The organism is Bradyrhizobium sp. S3.12.5 (genome assembly GCF_040548225.1).
Taxonomy (GTDB): Bacteria; Pseudomonadota; Alphaproteobacteria; order Rhizobiales; family Xanthobacteraceae; genus Bradyrhizobium; species Bradyrhizobium cytisi.
In genome coordinates this window covers 227,334-245,026 of sequence record NZ_JBEPRF010000009.1, presented here as the reverse complement: position 1 = coordinate 245,026, position 17,693 = coordinate 227,334, and the positions used below count along the sequence as shown (strand labels likewise).

General features: G+C 58.8%; 16 protein-coding genes and 2 pseudogenes. 8 read left to right on the top strand and 10 right to left on the bottom strand.

Annotated features, from left to right (window positions below; translation table 11 throughout):
- Positions 1 to 232 precede the first annotated feature (232 nt).
- Positions 233 to 724 (bottom strand): OsmC family protein, encoded by a 492-nt coding sequence (locus tag ABIC09_RS15565; protein WP_354109796.1) that lies wholly within the window; start codon positions 722 to 724, stop codon positions 233 to 235.
- Positions 725 to 1,221: 497 nt separating this feature from the next.
- On the opposite strand from ABIC09_RS15565, the gene ABIC09_RS15560 reads away from it, so the two are divergent.
- The 3 genes from ABIC09_RS15560 to ABIC09_RS15550 all read left to right on the top strand — a co-directional run bounded on the left by ABIC09_RS15560 (position 1,222) and on the right by ABIC09_RS15550 (position 4,794).
- Positions 1,222 to 1,623, top strand: a complete 402-nt coding sequence (locus tag ABIC09_RS15560; protein WP_354109795.1) for an SPW repeat domain-containing protein — start codon at positions 1,222 to 1,224, stop codon at positions 1,621 to 1,623.
- A gap of 183 nt (positions 1,624 to 1,806) precedes the next feature.
- Complete coding sequence (locus ABIC09_RS15555) at positions 1,807 to 2,832, top strand: hypothetical protein (protein WP_354109794.1); 1,026 nt, start codon at positions 1,807 to 1,809, stop codon at positions 2,830 to 2,832.
- A 372-nt stretch (positions 2,833 to 3,204) separates the two neighbouring features.
- A complete protein-coding gene (locus tag ABIC09_RS15550) occupies positions 3,205 to 4,794 on the top strand; it encodes a GMC family oxidoreductase (protein WP_354109793.1) in 1,590 nt (529 codons plus the stop codon).
- Between the two features lie 262 nt (positions 4,795 to 5,056).
- Here ABIC09_RS15550 and ABIC09_RS15545 read toward each other — a convergent pair whose 3' ends face one another.
- From ABIC09_RS15545 to ABIC09_RS15515, 7 genes and pseudogenes are all read right to left on the bottom strand, one after another.
- A complete protein-coding gene (locus tag ABIC09_RS15545) occupies positions 5,057 to 6,073 on the bottom strand; it encodes a helix-turn-helix transcriptional regulator (RefSeq protein WP_354109792.1) in 1,017 nt (338 codons plus the stop codon).
- A 643-nt stretch (positions 6,074 to 6,716) separates the two neighbouring features.
- Entirely contained in the window at positions 6,717 to 7,676 is a 960-nt protein-coding gene (locus ABIC09_RS15540) for an alpha/beta fold hydrolase (RefSeq protein ID WP_354109791.1), read from the bottom strand.
- A gap of 63 nt (positions 7,677 to 7,739) precedes the next feature.
- A pseudogene (locus ABIC09_RS15535) lies at positions 7,740 to 7,826 on the bottom strand (hypothetical protein); the annotation flags it as partial.
- Positions 7,811 to 8,044 (bottom strand): GNAT family N-acetyltransferase, encoded by a 234-nt coding sequence (locus tag ABIC09_RS15530; protein WP_354109790.1) that lies wholly within the window; start codon positions 8,042 to 8,044, stop codon positions 7,811 to 7,813. The gene ABIC09_RS15530 and the pseudogene ABIC09_RS15535, both read right to left, overlap by 16 nt.
- An 895-nt stretch (positions 8,045 to 8,939) precedes the next feature.
- Positions 8,940 to 9,113 (bottom strand): annotated as a pseudogene (gene rpmD / locus ABIC09_RS15525) (50S ribosomal protein L30); the annotation flags it as partial.
- Positions 9,114 to 9,190: 77 nt separating this feature from the next.
- Entirely contained in the window at positions 9,191 to 10,663 is a 1,473-nt protein-coding gene (locus tag ABIC09_RS15520; protein WP_354109789.1) for a hypothetical protein, read from the bottom strand.
- Positions 10,664 to 11,411: 748 nt separating this feature from the next.
- Complete coding sequence (locus tag ABIC09_RS15515) at positions 11,412 to 12,308, bottom strand: AtpZ/AtpI family protein (RefSeq protein ID WP_354109788.1); 897 nt, start codon at positions 12,306 to 12,308, stop codon at positions 11,412 to 11,414.
- A gap of 180 nt (positions 12,309 to 12,488) precedes the next feature.
- Here ABIC09_RS15515 and ABIC09_RS15510 point away from each other — a divergent pair, with 180 nt between their 5' ends.
- Positions 12,489 to 12,932 carry a hypothetical protein gene (locus ABIC09_RS15510; RefSeq protein ID WP_354109787.1) on the top strand — a complete coding sequence of 148 codons (444 nt, stop codon included), beginning with the start codon at positions 12,489 to 12,491 and terminating at the stop codon, positions 12,930 to 12,932.
- Between the two features lie 311 nt (positions 12,933 to 13,243).
- Here ABIC09_RS15510 and ABIC09_RS15505 read toward each other — a convergent pair whose 3' ends face one another.
- Positions 13,244 to 14,185, bottom strand: coding sequence for an ImmA/IrrE family metallo-endopeptidase (locus tag ABIC09_RS15505; RefSeq protein WP_354109786.1), 942 nt, complete (start codon positions 14,183 to 14,185; stop codon positions 13,244 to 13,246).
- Complete coding sequence (locus ABIC09_RS15500) at positions 14,172 to 14,564, bottom strand: helix-turn-helix domain-containing protein (RefSeq protein WP_354109785.1); 393 nt, start codon at positions 14,562 to 14,564, stop codon at positions 14,172 to 14,174. The genes ABIC09_RS15505 and ABIC09_RS15500 overlap by 14 nt, the downstream gene beginning before the upstream one ends.
- 164 nt (positions 14,565 to 14,728) lie before the next feature.
- Here ABIC09_RS15500 and ABIC09_RS15495 point away from each other — a divergent pair, with 164 nt between their 5' ends.
- The 4 genes from ABIC09_RS15495 to ABIC09_RS37435 are packed head-to-tail and all read left to right on the top strand — an operon-like array spanning position 14,729 to position 17,258.
- Positions 14,729 to 15,070, top strand: coding sequence for a multiubiquitin domain-containing protein (locus ABIC09_RS15495; RefSeq protein ID WP_354109784.1), 342 nt, complete (start codon positions 14,729 to 14,731; stop codon positions 15,068 to 15,070).
- Between the two features lie 3 nt (positions 15,071 to 15,073).
- Positions 15,074 to 15,475 carry an E2/UBC family protein gene (locus ABIC09_RS15490; protein ID WP_354109783.1) on the top strand — a complete coding sequence of 134 codons (402 nt, stop codon included), beginning with the start codon at positions 15,074 to 15,076 and terminating at the stop codon, positions 15,473 to 15,475.
- Positions 15,472 to 16,887, top strand: coding sequence for a ThiF family adenylyltransferase (locus ABIC09_RS15485; RefSeq protein ID WP_354109782.1), 1,416 nt, complete (start codon positions 15,472 to 15,474; stop codon positions 16,885 to 16,887). Before ABIC09_RS15490 ends, ABIC09_RS15485 begins: the two co-directional genes overlap by 4 nt.
- Positions 16,884 to 17,258 carry a ubiquitination-like system serine protease family protein gene (locus ABIC09_RS37435; RefSeq protein WP_502917673.1) on the top strand — a complete coding sequence of 125 codons (375 nt, stop codon included), beginning with the start codon at positions 16,884 to 16,886 and terminating at the stop codon, positions 17,256 to 17,258. The genes ABIC09_RS15485 and ABIC09_RS37435 overlap by 4 nt, the downstream gene beginning before the upstream one ends.
- The last annotated feature ends 435 nt before the right edge of the window (positions 17,259 to 17,693 follow it).

Sequence of the window (17,693 nt, the reverse complement as noted above, 5' to 3'; positions counted from 1 at the left end):
TCGTCATGTTTCGAGTTCTCTTGCAGACGAGCAAAAGTACGATCGTGAAAATCGATGGTCCAATGACCCGTGGCTATGGAATCGATGCCATCGACGCGAAGATCAAAGCCCGCCAGCGGTGAGTCGCAGAGCGAATGCCCCGCGAGGCGTCGCGGGTTCGCCGAACTGGAGACCCCGCGGGTATGATAGGCTGCGATGCCCCGGCGCGGGTGATCGACGGCACGAGAGACGCTCAATCCGGAGTGATATTCGGGATCGGGAGTAGAGCCAGATCATCCTCGTAGCTGGCCTGAGGGCTTTCGTTGTGGCCGGAAGCTGTAACATCCAGGCGTGTGGTAATATCCGCACTAGTGCCGAGAATTTGGCCTACGGGACAGAGGTTTGCGGCTTCCAGCAAGAATGCGCGCTGCTGCGCGTCGAGTTTCCCCCCGAGCACGAGGGTGCGTGCGAACGAATCTCCTTCGCCCTGGGCGCCATGGTGGAAGCTGACGCCGACTTCCAACCGCTCCAGCGGAAGTTTCTGGCGCCGAGCCTGAAAACGAACGCTCATAGCGGTGCATGCGGCGAGAGATGCGCTAAGAAGATCGTAAGGATTGGGACCAGAAGAAATGTGGCCGCCGCCATCTGGGCCGCCGAGAGGAAACTGAGACTCGCCGACATGACCTACCAGCGCGCCATGATTGGTGGAATCGCTTGCGACGACAACTTCGCGGATCTTGGTCATGATTAGGTCCCGATCGTTCGAATGATTGATCCACCGGCTTCGACGAGTGTGTACGCCAGCAGCGGCGCAGAACTCGTCTTAGAGTTCGTGCGAGATCTCAGCGCCGCATCCGGTCCGGCCGGTGCGTTCAGCAACTAAATCCGGCGACCATTCAGGTAAAGCTATCATGTCCATAATCGTCAGGAATGCTCCGGGAGTCAGTGTTGAAGCTTCGCGACGAGGAGATCTGTGCACCCGCTCCCGGCTTGATGGTCTTTCCACTCACGACAATGCATTGACTTCCATCGAGCCGAAGCCCAGTCGGAGGGTCAACGCGCGGGAATAGAAATCATAACGGTCGGACATTTCCCAATGAAACGTCACCGACATAGTCTCACCCGGAGTTGATCCGTGACGGAGTGCTTGCCAGCATAGAACCGCGTAATTGTCCTCTCGGGTGGATGCACTCTCCGCGTCGCAAGGACCCGCTCGAGCAACCAAGCACGGAGGAGTCACCGATGTCGTTCCGCTTCATCACCAAGTCTATCCACGCCTACCTGATCGATTATCCTGTCGCGATCATCTTGATCGCAGCGCCGTTCGTGCTGAAGCTCGGCCAGAGCGGACCGGTCGCAATGTGGCTTTCGGTTGTCGTCGGTGTGGCCGCGCTGCTCTTGGCCGCCCTGACCGACCATCCCACCGGGCTCGTCCGCATCATTCCCTACTGGCTGCACCTTTGGGTCGATCGCGCCGTCGGGGTGGTGTTTGTCATCGCACCGTTTGCCTTCAAATTCGCTGGGCTCGACGCTTGGTACTACTGGGTTCTCGCTGCCGCTGTCCTGCTCACGACGTCAGTCTTGAACGCGCCTGAGGAGCCAGTCGCGACGCATTCGGAATTGGGCAGGCGCGCAGCGGGTTGAAAGCGGTGGCGGCGCCGTTGAGGGTCGACGTTGCCGATGTTCATCTGCGGCCGTCCGTCACGAACCCGCGCGCTTGGAGCTTGGGCTGGGGGCATTCTTGATAGCGCCGATGGTGGGGCTTGCACGGTGCAAGCCTTCGGGCGGTGCGGCCGGATCGCGCGGCTGATGTTTAAGGGGTTTAAGATGGACGCGTTTGCTCAGCCGCGGGACCGAAGCGCCACGATCGGGCCGCGCTTCGACTATTCGGCGCTGGCTCCCGCAGCGGCGGCCATTTGCTACCCTTTTCTACTCCGCGCCTTTCATGCCGTCGTCGGCACGCAGGCCGCAACGCCGTCGCCTCTCGCAATTGTCGGCGCGACCTTGATCCTGGCCGTGGCGTTCGTCGTGCCGTTTCTCGCGCTCGCGCTCGCTTGCCGGCCCGACGCCGATCCAGGGGCGCGGCGGCTCGCCTATGCCGGCGTGGCGACGCCAACGCTCTATGTCTTTCTTGGCGTCGTTCAGGCCCTGATTCACAGCCCTATCCCCGACGAACTCGTGTGGTGCGTGCTTTGGCTCGCCATCGCGATTTGGTCACAGACCGCCCGCAATCCCGTCGCTGCAACGCGGCCGACCGTGGGGCGCTGGCGCATTGTCCACGGAATGACGGCGGCGGTCTTGTGCCTATACGTCGCGTTCCATCTCGCCAATCACCTGTTTGGGTTGATCGGCCTCGACGCACATGCGGCCGTCATGAAGATCGGCCGCGTTGTCTACCGCTCTGGCGTGGGTGAACCGCTGTTGGTCGCGGCCATGCTTTTCCAGATCGGCACCGGCCTGTTTCTGGCATGGCGTTGGAGTTCCGTCCCGCAGGGCTTCCATCGGACATTTCAGGTCGCGTCGGGGGCCTACCTCTCGCTGTACATCCTCGGGCACATGAACTCGGTTTTCATCTACGCTCGAAGCTTTCTCGGTATACCGACCGATTGGAATTTCGCGATCGGAGCCCCGACCGGGCTCATCCACGACGCATGGAATATCCGCCTTTTGCCTCATTACGCGCTCGGCGTGTTTTTTGTCCTAAGCCACCTTGCGTCGGGATTGCGGGTGGTGCTGATCGCGCACGGCGTCGATCGACGCGCCGCAAATCGTCTTTGGAGCGCGGGCGTCGCAATAAGCGTCGTTATCTCCGCCGCGATCATCGCGGGTATGTGCGGGGTTCGGATCAGCTAGGCGAGGGCGGCGGCCGGCCTGGGCACGCGGCCCACGAGGATGAACGCGGCCATCAGCACGGCGGCAAACGGCTTAAAACGTTCGCCGTCAGCAACTCCTTTCGTCATGAAATAGACATCGCCTCTGACGAGACCGGCGCGGAGCATCAGCGCCGGGGCCGGTGGCGTTCCTCGCCACGGCCTCATGCGGCGCGGCGAGCGACAATAACGATCGTCTATCGACTCTATGGCGAGAGGTGATTTCCCTCGCCGGCGTTGCAAGGTCACTCTCCAAAAGCATGATCCAATCAATCTCAGGATCAGGCACCGCGATAGCGAGGCGCCGGCTACGGGCGTTGATTGAACGATACAAATGGCGAAGAGAAAGACGCTGATGTCCCAAGAAGCCTACGACATTGTCATTGTTGGCGCGGGCGCGGCCGGCTGCGTCGTTGCGAGTTATCTCGCTGAACACACCGATGCTTCGATCGCGCTGATTGAAGCGGGCGACACGGATCGCGATCCGTTCATCCACATTCCTGCCGGCTTCGCCAAAATACTCGCCCACGACCGGCATGTCTGGAAATACGAGACGGTCCCCCAGCACGGCACCAAGCGAGCCTATCGCTCGGGCAAGGTGCTCGGCGGCGGCTCGTCGATCAACGCGATGTGCTACGTCCGTGGTCAGATACGCGACTTCGCCGCGTGGCAGGACGCGGTCGGCGATACCGGCAAATGGTCGTATGAAGACCTGCTTCCCGTCTTCATGGCGCAGGAACACAACGACACCTTCCACGACGAATATCACGGCATCAATGGAGGTCTGGCGATCCAACTGCCCAAGGGCATCAACGAGCTGAACCAATATTGCCTCAAGGCCTTCCAGGAATACGGGCTGCCCTATAACCCCGACTATAACGGCGCGAGCCAGATCGGCGTCTCGCCGGTGCAGTCAACGGTCGGACATCAGCGGCGGTGCAGCGCGGTCGACGCTTATCTGCGTCCGCACCTCGCCTCAGGCCGCGTCACCCTTCTCACCGGCAAGATCGTCGTTCGGATTCTTATCGAAAACAAGCGGGCCGTCGGCATCGAACTCATGGACAACGAGCTGATCATGGCCGGCGAGGTTGTTTTGTCGGCCGGTACCGTCCATAGCCCGACGATCCTCATGCACTCGGGCGTTGGGCCGGCCGAGCAGCTGCACCAGCACGGCATCGCGGTGATCGTCGATTCTCCCGAGGTGGGCGAAAATCTCCAAGACCACGCGATCGTGCCGGTCCGCGCCTACGTAAAGGGCGATCTCGGCTATCAGGCGGCCGCGCAGGGCCTCGGCACCGTGAAGGCAGGCCTGCGTTATCTCGTCACCAAGGATGGCCCGGCGTCGGGCAACGGCATCGAGACGGTTTCCCACTGGAATCCGTCCGACTTCACCGCCGAACCCACGATCCAATGCTATCACGTGCCTATCGTCGCATCCAATGGAGTCAGCCCGACGGGCGATCGCTCCGGCATCACCTTCGAACTCGTGGTGCTTCAGCCCAAGAGTCGCGGTTGGGTGCGGCTGGCTGACAGCGACCCGACGTCGATGCCCCTCATCAATCCGAACTTCATGGGCGAGGAAGAGGACCTGAGGGCGGCGGTGGGATCGGTGCGCGCGATCCGCAAGGTTATGGCGCAGGAGTCGTTGGCACCGGTGATCGAGGAAGAGATGGATCCCGGCCCGCGCGTCCAGTCGGACGCGGAGATCGGCGAATGGGTGAAGGGCGCCGTGACGACAATGTTCCACCCGGTCGGCACGTGCCGGATGGGTCAGGATGCGCGAGCGGTGGTCGACGCAAGGCTCAGGGTCCGCGGGGTCGACGGCCTCCGGGTGATCGACGCCTCGATCATGCCGAACATCACCAGCGGCAATACCAACGCCCCGACCCAGGCGCTCGCTCGCCATGCCACGGCGATGCTGGTCGAGGATCTGAAGCGGACCTAAGGAGCTCCGGCGCAAGCCGACGTGGCCCGACGTAGATAATCATCGAAGGCAGAACCGACCATGCCGCGTTAACGTCAAAGCGCAGAATCCGGTCCATGCTCGTTTTCAAGTCGATGACCTGTGCCGCGACAATCCCTTTCGGCATCGAGATGAAGCCCATGATGGACAAACGACAAGCGGGGGTCGCGCCGTGACAGGCGGCCCCTTCTTGCTTTCGGATCGTCGATCCTTTGTGTCAAAAACAGACCTCGGCACCTCGTTCTCAGATATCCTTCTGGGCTTTGCCCTCTTTGGCCATCCGCCGATAGTCGCTCGGATCTCGTTCGTACGCCCTTCGGAAAGCTCGCACAAAACTTGAACGGCTCTCGTACCCCGCATTATGAGCGACGACGTCGATCGATATCGTCGTTGTCGTCAAATCGATCGCAGCCTGGCGCATTCTCAAGTCTCGCAAAATGACCATCGGGGATTGTCCAAAGATGTCCGAGAATCGCGCCATGAACGCCGAACGGCTCAATCCTGCACTGTGTGCCAAGCTTTGAACCGAATGGGCGGCTCCTGGCCGCGCCACCATATCTGCAAAAGCACGGGTGACCTGCCTGTCGGCAAGTATCGAGAACCGCTCAGTCCACCGCTGGGATGACCTGAGGGACCGTCGCACCAATGAGACAACGATTTGCTTGAGCAGAGACGCTGTCATGGCTCCGACGCCGACCTCCTGCTGTAGCAGTTCGTCCATAGCCTCGCGAAGCTTCAGATCGATCTTGTCCGCTGGCTCGAACTGCTCGATCACCGGTTCGCGGAGTTCTCCAAACAGCCTCACAGACTGACCAAAGGTTGCGTTAAAAAAGCCGCATATCTGAACGATCTCGGGTTGCTCGTTCGGCACTGCGACGCGGAGGATGCCGTCTTGACGAGTCCAGCAGTCTCTCGAAATGAGCTTCGGTGGGCCACGTCCACCGTCAACCTCGATCGTGAACGGAGTGTTTGGCGGCACGATGATGAGCAAATGAGGGCTCAACGGCATCTCTGGTCCGCCGTTGATAGACATGCGTCCCACGCCACTCAAGTTGTAGTGGATCCCGGGTGCGTCAATGGTTCCGAACTCGACTCGATGGTCCTGCGGCACCAGAAGCTCAGTCATCGCGATGACATCGATGTCGAGCGCCTGCATCAAGTTGTTGAGATCTGTTGTAGACAATTTGATAGTAGAGCCCGCGGGCAGCGAAACGTTCTGCCCGACGAGAGCCTGCGTTGGAACCACTTTCGAAGTGTGCATGACTGTAGTGGCCCTTTACTGCCTGGCTACCGGCGCCGATAGTGCTCCGAAGCCTGTTCTCAAAGGATCAGCGAGGGCGTCGCCATGCTCGTTCGTACCACTGAACTTGGTCTCTTGCCATCGATTCTCGCGAAGTCTTGAGACGAAATTAGGACCCCGAACGGACAAGGCCGTAGTTCGGTTGCCGGCACTACCTAGGGAACTCACATGACAGATTCAAAGCGGATCGAGTTTGCAACCCGAGACGGCGTCCTTCTGAGAGGTGACTTCTTCCGAGCGGAGAACGCAAACGCTCAACATAAACCTCAACGTCCGCGCCATTCAGGGCCGGCCATCGCTCGGGCGGCTCCGGTAGCTTCATCGCGACCGTTCCCGCCACCTGGCCCTTCACTACAATCGCCTCCATCATCTAGTTTCCGACGCGCGCGACGTCGTCATTTCCCGGATTCCTTTCGCAGAACATCAATAATAATACGAGCCGCAACTCGATCGTCCAATGACGTGTGGCTATTGAATCGGTGCCATTGACGCAGACCACGAAAATCAAGACCATCTCACTGGGCCACAATGGCGTTCGGTATCATGGCGTAGGGCCCGGGCCGGATTTCCGTCGACCACTGCGCCCTTCAAGCGCCAGGCGCGATCAGCTTCGGATGAAGGCAAGAAGATCGGCGTTGATCACGTCAGCATGGGTGAGCGCCATGCCGTGCGAATAGCCCTTGTAGACCTTCAGCGTGGCATTCTTCACCAGTTTGGCTGACAGCAAGGACGAATCCTCGATCGGCACGACCTGGTCGTCGTCGCTATGCATGATGAGGACGGGGACCGTGAGTGCCTTCAGGTCTTCGGTGAAATCGGTCTCGGAAAAAACCTTGATGCCCTCATACTGCGCCTTAGCGCTGCCCATCATGCCCTGACGCCACCAATTGTCGATGGTGCCGGGAATTGGCGCGACCCCCGGGCGGTTGAATCCGTAGACCGGGCCGGAGGCGAAGTCGCGTAGGAATTGGGCGCGATTGGCGGCGAATTGTTTGCGGAAATCGTCGAACACCTCCATCGGGAGTCCGCCGGGATTCTTGTCCGTCCTGAGCATGATCGGCGGCACCGCCCCGATCATTGCGGCTTTTGCGACGCGTCCCTTCTCCGCACGCGCCGCATAGCGCGCGATCTCGCCGCCACCGGCTGAATGGCCGATATGAACCGCGTTGCGCAGATCGAGATGGGCGGCAAGCGCGATGACGTCAGCGACATAGGTGTCCATATCGTTGCCGTGTTCTGTCTCGCCCGACCGACCGTGACCTCGGCGGTCGTGGGCGATGCAGCGGAATCCGTGGTTGAGAAAGAACAGCATCTGGTTGTCCCAGTCGTCCGAACTGGTCGGCCAGCCGTGATGGAAGCAAACCGGCTGGGCATCTCGCGGGCCCCAATCCTTGTAGAAGATGGTGGCTTGCTCCTTGGTCGTAAAAAATGACTTCGCCAGTCTCGTCGTTTTGCTTGGCTCAGCCCGCTTGATCTCGCGCGATGACTGGGCGATGGCCGGCGAGGCCACCGCAGCAGCGGCGGCTCCAACGGCTGATACTTTCAAAAATTCTCGACGCTTCATTGGCCATCTCATTTCGGAGTGTGTTTCAAAGAATGACTAAGTCTATGACGCCAACTCGCCCCTTCACCCATCCGGTATCACGGTGTACTCGGGATGCTTGAGCGGGCGCGCGGCCATAAACGGGCATTTGGCGATCACGTGCATCCCGCGCGAACGTGCGGCTTCGAAAGCGTCGCGCGTGAGCTTGGACCCGTAGCCTTGCGCGGAGAAGACGACGGCACTTCGGTGTGCGTGAAGACGATCCCGCCGTCTTCAATAGCGTAATAGGCTGCCGCGACTTCGTCCCCGACCGGTAGTTCGAACCGATGTATCGCCGCGTTGTCGATCACTTCGCCGTATTCCGCCATCAACAACTCCAGATCCGCCAAGCACGCTGTTCCAACTCGGCGCCGATCAAAGAATATTTTGGACTCGAGTGGATCCGTTTCGCGCACATCAGTTATCCCGCGTTGCACCGGCGTTACTCGATGAAATCTGCGACAGTGGTACCTATTGATCGCAGCGCGGGACGAAATTCTCCAATAGCCGGCATGTATAGTTTCCATAGCAGCGGGGAATACCGCTGCGACGGCCCTCTCTGCCATTCGTAAATCAAGGCAAGTGTGCAGGCCGCGCCGACATTGATTGCCGATACAGCGACTGAACGCGGCTTAGGCTTCTCTTCGGAATAAGAACGTCGGTTTCGAGGTGCGATGCGGCTCGTGGCATGCCTCGCTATGGCATCACGCCGCGCGGCGAGCGGCAATAACGATCGTCTATCGACTCTATGGCGAGAGGTGATTTCCCTTGCCGGCGTTGCACGGTCGCTCTCCAAAGCATCGTCGTACCGAAACTTGGGGTGTCCCAGCGTATCATTCGTCCGCTGATTGCGATCATCATGTTCCTGGCCACGCTGACTCGCCGCGGCGAGCATACGATTTGACGACGTTCTCGACCCGTCGCCCGTCGGCGGGGCATCTCCTCCGGCCGAAACCGACACGCGGAACACGATGCAAAATTGAAAGACAGGAATCTGGGCCAAGACCAGGAAAATCGATCTGCGCGGCGCTTTGGATGGCGCGCAGGTCACCGCGTTTAGCGCCGCGACTAATCCGCTGCTCAAGTTTCACGGATGCCTTGACCGCGACAGAGATGCGACATTGTGGTAGAGTGCCATTCGAGCTCTTCGATAAACAGTATCGTGCCAGGATTCCTTATGTATCCCGCCAGAGCTTCGAAGCGCATCCGGGATAGCGATTTTATGTCGTTGGGCTTTGGTAGTTTGATGCGAACCAGGTGACTGACCTTCGCAATCATTCCACGGGTTTGTGGGGTGTCCGACACCTGAACGATACGTCCGATGCGGTTGAGGCCGAGACCGATCAGAGTTTGACGCTGACGGCGGCGCCGCCGTATCGGGCTTCCGATTTGCTCTATAGTGATTGTTGGGTTTTTCATCGTTCCTGCCGGTCGTAGTCCATTAGGCAACGCATGTGAAGAAACGCGCCGCGAAGCCCGCTGACTTGTTTCTGGTGCTACGGCCGGACCGTGATTCCCGACTGGCTCAGGATAGAATACAGGATCTGGTTGTTCATGGCCGTCGAAGCTTCTATGCCCCCGGCCCCCGATTGCGGGCGGCCCATTGTCAGGATCAGCGTGTTAGTGTCCTTGCGTATACCCGATATAAACGTTCCGGAGATGGGCGCGGTGACGCGGACAAGCTTCCAGGTAGGAGTGATGCTCCCTGTGGCCGTGATGTAGAAGTTAACTGTTTCCGTGATAGCCGAGACGGGATCGTAGACCGGGGGCGGTGCGTTCTTTTTAGCCTCGTTGATGACAACTGTTTTTTGAGCGCAATCCAGCATGTTTTTGGCCATCTGATTGGTGGCAGTGATGACGGCGTCATGCGCCTTTCGGGCGTTTTCGAGCGCCGTGTTGGAAACCTTAACGTCATTTGTATTGTCCGCCTGCACGACAAAAGCGGACAGATTTGCCGATTGCGCGAGAGCCTCGAACTGTTGCTGCGCGACAGACCCCACGCAGGAATGGTCAAAAGATCCTTCCGCTATGCTGAAGCGTGGTTTGACAATGTTGTTGATAATGGCCTGCGTCTTCGTTTCAAGTTCAGTCGCTTCAGCGGAATTGGCCAGAATTGTTCTGGCTTGTTCTGCTTTCGCGGCCTCGATTTGTTTTGCCGGATCGGGCACCGGGGGAGCCAACTCCTTTTTGATCCCTTCTGCCGACATGCTCTTGAATTCGGAAGTATTAAGTCCGAAATTGCTGATAAGCCTGTCAGCAATTGCAGCAGACTTTGTGTTCAATGCCGTCAGCTCGGTAATCGATGCCTCGCGGAAACGCTTCCGCTGTTCGTCGGTGTCGCCTTTCTTTACGGCCGCGATCTTTCCAATGTCCCGGAGCGGAATGGGCGGCGGCGCACCGACGCCTGGTCCCACATTGCGGCCCGGCACGAGGACGCCGTTTTCCACCGGCGACAGCGCGTTATTAATCAGCTTGTCGAGTCCGAGATCGCTTTCGAGCAAGAGTCCGCGATCCTCGGGGCACGAATAATAGAACGGTCCCGTACTTGTCTGCTGGAACTCCTTGTCGATGTCCGAGAACGAAACCAGGAATTCGACATCCTCCTGGCGCACCGCCTGCGTGGTCAGCCCGGCTCCTACGCCCAGCGTAAAGCTCTGGGCGACGTTATTCACCGTGTGCAACGGAGTTGTCACCGATGCGCCCGGATTAATCGAAGCACTGTCATCGACCACGAGACTCAGGCGAATCTTCGCCGCCCACGACCTCAGAAACAGAAACGGTTGCGCGCCTCCGATTTTCTTCCTGGCCTTCTCAAGCACGATGTTCCTGAGATCGCACTTGACGCGGGTGACCACGGCGTTGACATCAATCGCTGCCGCGCCGTCGCGCGGCGGCACCATAACGCAACTGCTAAAGGAAAGACTAATCAGCGTCGTTACGGCGACGCTCCAATAACGTCGTGCGCGCAAGCTGAACCCCCAATCTCACGCAACCCGCCCAATCTGAAAAAACGTTCGTATACAAATATCCCGATGATCGCGAAACGCGGCCTCGCGTATAAATTGCATGTGATTGTGTTGCCCCTCCACACCCGAGTCAATCGCTCTGCACCTCTTTTGTTGTAAGTAGGGGCGTTTCAAGTTCCTCCAGCCGAACAGGGGCGCGCCGGCCTTGTCGGCCTGGCTCTACGCGCTCCGCTCCCCGAGCCGCGCATTGCCTCGTCTCGGCCCATGCGGGTGACACTCCCTCGCGCAAGGATCGAATGACAGCCCTGGGCTGGTTTTCGTTTCTCGTCAGGGCTCAGGGAAGGCGCCGCCCTCCCTCTCTTGGCGCGCGTTCTATTGGTCCGGCAGGGCCGCGTCCGGCGCATCCGCGTCCGCAGATGCTTCGGCGCGACGCCCCGTCCGGCACCCCGGCCGCCCGCGAACGCACCCCGACCCAGACCAAATCCGCGGCTTTGCGCAGATTTTGCAACAACACCCGCCAATGATAAAATGTATCGGTTGAATTATTGAGAAGGATAGAGATGCGGGACGCGGACGGCGGGAGGAAGGTATGAGCAGAAGTGGAATAGAGGGATTGACCGCGCCAATGCGGGTTGACGCGCGATATAATGCGGCACGAGAAGATCGATGGCCGTAAGAACCGTTAGGAAGACGTGACGGGCTGAGAAGGATCGCGATTTTTATGCGGTCATTTTAGCGGCAACCCCGCTAACTAACGCGCGGACGGAGAATCAAGCATTCCGCCTATCTCGACCGTCTTGCCCGCACTCTTTTGGGCCTTCGCCAGGATGGGAAGAAGAACCTTATCGGCCTCCTCTATCTCCCGGCTAGGTGTGTCAGCCTCAGTAATCCGCCGAATTGCCTGCAAATCACTTATGAGCTTTATGCGTGTGGCAATCAGCATTGGATGTTTGACGAGCGTCTTCTGCCTTGCGTTCTCAGGATTGCCGGTCCTCGCTTCGAGGGCGACCGTGGCGAAACGGGTGATCAATAAGGTCGACTGATAATTGTCCATGGACTTGCCGCCTGAAGATAACGCCTCTTTCTCCGCGAGAAATACTCTGCACCGGTTCGCTAGCGTGCCCGGATTAAGATCCGAAAAATCGGTTTCCAGGGCGGCCTTATCGGGCTCGGAGATCGAGTCATATGTCTTGACGAACTCGTCAGCATCTTTTGCCAGGATGACTATCTGGTCACTGTCCGAAACACGGGAGATCGGCGGTTTCAGAATAAACTTGATTTCCTTTCCCGTAGCACCGAGCGCCTGCAATCTTGCACGCATCATAACAAGGCGGAATGGTGATGCCGAGGCGGTCACGTCAACATCATCTGGCGCAATCAAATCGGCTAAGAAGGGCCGGGAGATTATTGCGGCGACCATGAATATCAAGCAGGACAAGCAGAGCGTTCCGAGACCCAGGCCGGTGACGTGAAGCTTTTCCTTATTGTGCGGTTTGCTGAAGTCCATTTTCAGAAGTGAATAACCACCAGCGCCGCCGATTACGCCGAACAGGAGCGGCAGCACCGTAACAACGACCGGACTCTGCGACCAGGCGATCCAGACACCCAGCAACGCCCCGAGGGCTCCCATAGCGAATGCAACTTGCATGGTCATCCCTCCCACGAACACACCATAAGGATATCCGTTGCAGACTATTTCAATCATGGCCCAAGGCAAGCGCCGTAAATGAGGTGAAGTCCTCACTTCAAATTGCCTGCCTCGCCGGAAAATGAATTGGACGAGCAGTTCAGGGCAGAAGCGATCACGGGAGAAGCGGCATGAGGGAGCATGCCCGCAACCCTACTTCTCAGCGAGGAAGACCGCATTGCAGGATTTATCAAGGCCACCGATGGCTTCGCCGGGTCCGCCAGGAGATGGAAGGAGCGCGCAGCGAAGGGCATGACCGACGCCGAGCTTGCCGAGGCGCTCGCCTTCGAACTCGGCATCGCGGGCGGCAGCGGAGGTCCGGACTCGCTATCGCTCTGGTTTCAGGGCGCGGGTCTCAGAATCTGGATCATCTGGGAAATCCGGAACACCCGGCAGACAAAACCGACCTTCCATGGCAGCCCGCTTTTTAATGCGGCGGCGATTTCCGGATCCTCCAAAATGCTCTTAGCGATTGGTGTTAGTTCAAATCTTGGGGTAGCTGCACTCGCCGCTTTTGCGATTTATGGTGCGGCCAAGACGTTGAGGTCGTTGCGAGTGCCCAAGCGTCTTTGCCTGCAGCAGTAACTTCATTGCTCCGATGAGCAATTGTGTGTCGTGCCAGCGGTCATTTAATCCTTCAAGACGTGCGATTTCCTTCTCGACCTCTTTGGGGTCATAGCCGGACTTCGGCATATGAACTCCCGGGAAATACACCTTGTCGAAGACGGCTCCGAGCACCGTGAGGACGCCGAGGTTACGCGGCACAGGGCCGGTCAAATAAATTGCCTCAAGCTTCAGCGTTTCATCTAATCCTGTTTGTGCCATCGGTCCCGGTATCCACTCGAAAGAAATATGTCTATCCGCATCGCTCCGGCGCGGGCTGAGTTTAGGCCGCGCTAAACGACGTTTTTGAAGCCCGGCGGAAGGACAATTGTCGGCTTGCCAAGTGCTTTCACCGGATAAAGCAGAATGATGACATTGTGTGTCGTGTCGAAAGCCTCCGCCACGCACTCGTGAGAGGTGCCGTTGCGATCCGTCAGTGAAAGGGTTGTGGGGCGTGTCATCTTTCGGCCAACGGGCAGGATACGGCCAAGACTATGATCGGGCGTGATAACGGTATCTGTGGGCTTGCCAAACTGAAGCATGAAGGAAGGGGAGGGTTCAATACGGCGGACGGCGGCCCGCGCACCGTGACCCGGAACGAACTCGATAGGTTCGAGGATATACACGACGCAGGCGCGATGGTGAGTACGCGCGAATTCCCGCGCTGAGGCGTAGTTGGATGCGCCGAATTTTTTCGCGAGCGTGATGGGTGTCTTGATGTCGAATTTACAGTCAGCGGCATACCGGGCATAAGTGTCGCCCTTAAACAGGGCGAACCTTGCAAAGTTGTTCGCCTCGCGTTCAAACTGGTCCGAGATTTCAGGATCGAGATGTTGTTCGCTATCCTGGAAGAACCGAAACATGCGCTTGTGCACGGGAAGATCGTGATGCGCGGTTTCGTGAAGGGTCAGGAAGGTCTTCTTGGATTTTGACTTTATAGCGCTGTCGTCGATGTGGATCAGCGTGTCAGCGGAATCGTATAGGCCGAACAACTTGCCAAGGGCAGATTTAACGACGGTTGCTGTTTGGATTGCCTTTCCCGCCAAGTATTCCATGACGGCGATGGGATCGAATAGGCTGGTTTGTGCAACGCGCACGTTTGCAGCGGCGAGGATTTCTTCAAGAGGCACTGGGAATCTGTCCCATGCGCTTGCGCGGTCAAGGAGCTGCCGTGCTCGCTCCTCGACCGCGCGAAGATCTTCGGGTTCGAGGCTGCTATCGTCAGCTTTTGTCACCCGGCTTTTTCCTCGCCCGCATGAATTGAAGGTACTGCAACATCTCGGTCTCTTCCTCGGCCGACAAATTATGCTCGGCGAACGTCGCGATGCGCCCGTGCCGCTCGGTATCGGCGCGCTTGGTGCCGGATATGTACCCGGCCATATCCATCAGATTCTCGAAGCTGATGGCATAGAGTTCTGCCAGCGCATGCAGAATGTTCGGCGACGGCTTTTTGATCTTGTTGTTTTCGATCTGCGACAAGTAAGCGTTTGAGACCTGCTTATTCGTCGCTTCCTCGACATCGCGCAGGCTCAGGCTCCGGTTCACGCGAATCGACGCGAGATACTGGCCGAGCGTTAGTTTCGACGTGTTCCTTTCGTCCGTGGGGGAGAGCATGGCGGGGGTGCTCCTGCAAGCTATTGTTTCTATTATGATTCTACTCCGGTCATGCGCTTTCGTCAAGCGCGCAAAGAAACTGCTTGGTATTCTTAGCGCGCTATGTTATATTGGAACTGTGGAAGGGCGAGGTGCCCGGATACGTCCCATAAGGAGCATATTGCATGACTGACAACCTTGAAGAAAGGGGCGCCGATCCCGGCGTGGAAGAGGTGCTGGACGAGATCGTCGATCTCGAAGAGTACGCGAAACTGGGCAAGCGCCCGCCGCTCTCAAAGGGTTACCGCATCCTCGTGAACGGCGACCCGTTCGTGGTGAACGAACCGAACCCGACCGGTCGGGCGATCCTGACCATCGCGGGTCTCCTGCCTGCCGAGAACTACACGCTCCGCGTCAAATTTGCGGGCGAGAAACCGCAGAAGGTTGGGCTCAACGAGCACGTCGATCTTCGCCGCCCGGGCGTCGAGAAGTTCAAAGCGCTGCCGCGTGATCAGACGGAGGGTTGAGCGATGACCCTCCGCCGTCAGTTTGACTTGCTGCCCATCGACCGGGAATTTCTCGACGAATACGGTTTGCCGTGGGAAACCATCGTGGACGGCTCCCAATGGGTGCTGATCCACGATTTCCCGGTGCCGCGCGGTTATAATCACGCGACAGTGACGGCGGCGATCCGGATCGAGACCGGCTACCCGAACACCGAACTCAACATGGTGTATTTCTTCCCCGCACTTGCGCGCGCGGACGGAAAGGCAATCGGGGCAACCGAGGCGCAGCAGCAACTCGACGGAAAAACCTACCAGCGCTGGTCCCGCCACCGCACGGGCGCGAACCCGTGGAAGATCGGGCGCGATCACATCGGGACACATGTCATCCTGATCGAGGACTGGCTTGACCGGGAGTTCGAGAAATGACCGCTCCCATCAGCCTGGCCTTTTCAGGTGACCAGCACGAGCACTCGAAGAGTTTCCTCTTCCCCGGCGACGGTGACGAGGCCGTCGCGATCCTACTGTGTGGCAGCCGCGCGGGCGACCGCAGCCATCGGCTGGTCGTGCGCGAGATTCACGGCATCCCATACGAGGATTGCTCGGAACGGACCCCGATGCGGGTCACTTGGCCGCCGGATTATATCGCTCCAATGCTTGACCGCGCCGCCGCCGAAGGGCTGTCGGTCGTCAAGGTTCACAGCCATCCCGGCGGCTATGCCGCCTTCTCGCTGACAGATGATAAGGGCGACGAGCGACTTCTGCCGATGATCCGGGGATGGGTCGAGGCAGACGTGCCGCACGGTAGCGCCGTGATGTTGCCGGACGGTCAGATGTTCGGGCGTATCTTAAACGCGACCGGCGGCTTCGATCCGATCTATTGCATAAATGTTGCCGGAGACGATCTGCACTTTTGGTACGCGGATGCAGGCAGTATCGAACTGCCCGACTTCGTGGCCTCCCACGCCCAGGCATTCGACAAGGGCACGATTGAGCGTTTGCGTCGGCTGTCGTTCGCGGTCATTGGCGCGTCAGGGACGGGCAGCCCGACCATTGAGCAGCTTATGAGGCTTGGTGCCGCCGTGATTGTCGGTGTCGATGACGATCACATGGAGGAGCGCAACGTCAACCGCATCCTGAACTCCACCATGGATGATGTGAAGAACAAGCGCCCGAAGGTTGACGTGCTGGCCGACGCGGTCGAGCGCACCGGTCTCGGCACTAGGTACATTCCTATAAAGAAAAACCTGTGGGACCCCGAGGTCATCCGCGAAGTCGCTCAATGCGACATCATCTTCGGCTGCATGGACACCGTAGATGGGCGGTATCTTCTCAACGCAATCGCTTCCTACTATTCGATTCCCTACTTCGATATCGGCGTGCGCCTGGACGCGACAAAGGATTTCGATGGCGTGGCGCACATCCGTGAAGTTTGCGGCACCGTGAACTATTTGCGCCCTGGTCGGTCCAGCCTTGTCAGCCGGGGACTGTTCACGATGAGCGACGTCGCCGCTGCGGGTTTGCGCCGGAATGACCCGACTGCTCACGACCGGCAGGTGGAGGATGGATATATCAGGGGCGTGGCCGGACACCGGCCCGCCGTCATCAGTGTCAACATGTTCGCCTCGGCGCTCGCCGTAAACGAAATGCTTGCGCGCCTGCATCCCTACCGTGAGGAACCGAACGGCGCGTATGCCGCGGTCACGTTTAGCCTTGCGAGCATGGAACTCATCTACGACCCTGAAGAGGGAATTTGCGATATCCTGGGAGCGAAGGTCGGCTTCGGCGATACCACGCCACTCCTGGGGCTCATGGAACTCGCGGAAAGGCGAAAGACGTGAACAGGTTTCGTCGCTTTTGGCTGAATGCATATGGCCGAACAGATAGGTTTCTGCGGGGCGCATACGGGCGTATCCATAATTGGATCGTCCCGCCGTATCCGACCTTGTTCGTGGAAGACACCCTTCCCAAGCAATTGAAACGCCGAACCCTCTACATCGTCGAGGAGGACGGTTTCCAAGAGCAGGCAGCAATGATCTGCCCCTGCGGTTGCCGTTCTGTTTTACATATGAATCTTCTCCCTGATGAACGCCCTTGCTGGCGTGTCACACGCCATGACGACGGGACTGCCACTCTCCATCCCTCGGTCTGGAGGAAGAAGGAATGCGGCTCGCATTTTTGGTTTCGAAATGGCCGCGTCGTATGGTGCTAATCAAAAGATGCGACCCAAGGAACGCGTCGCCGCTGTAAAAAGCGAGCGGGACGTCGCGCAGGTCGCATTCGACCGCGCCCTCGCTGAAACGCGCCCCCGAGGCGCGGATCACTCAGGAGAAGATCGCTAAATTCGTCGAGTGATGCGAACGAATGTCCTGACGGGCGAGACGCCATTCCGGCGAGCCTACATCCGGCCCGTGGTTGCCCAGGTCGAGGTCGATGACTACGAAATCCGCATCATCGGCAGGCGGACCTTTCTGGAACGCCTCGTCATGGGCCGCGGGGCGTTCCGGCCGGAGTGCCCAGTTTTGTTCGGAAGTGGCGCACCCAACACGATTCGAACGTGTGGCCTTCGCCTTCGGAGGGCAGCGATCAACCTACGCCGAGTCGAGGAATCCACCTAGCTGTAGGAGTGCTCACGTTCTCTTAGTCA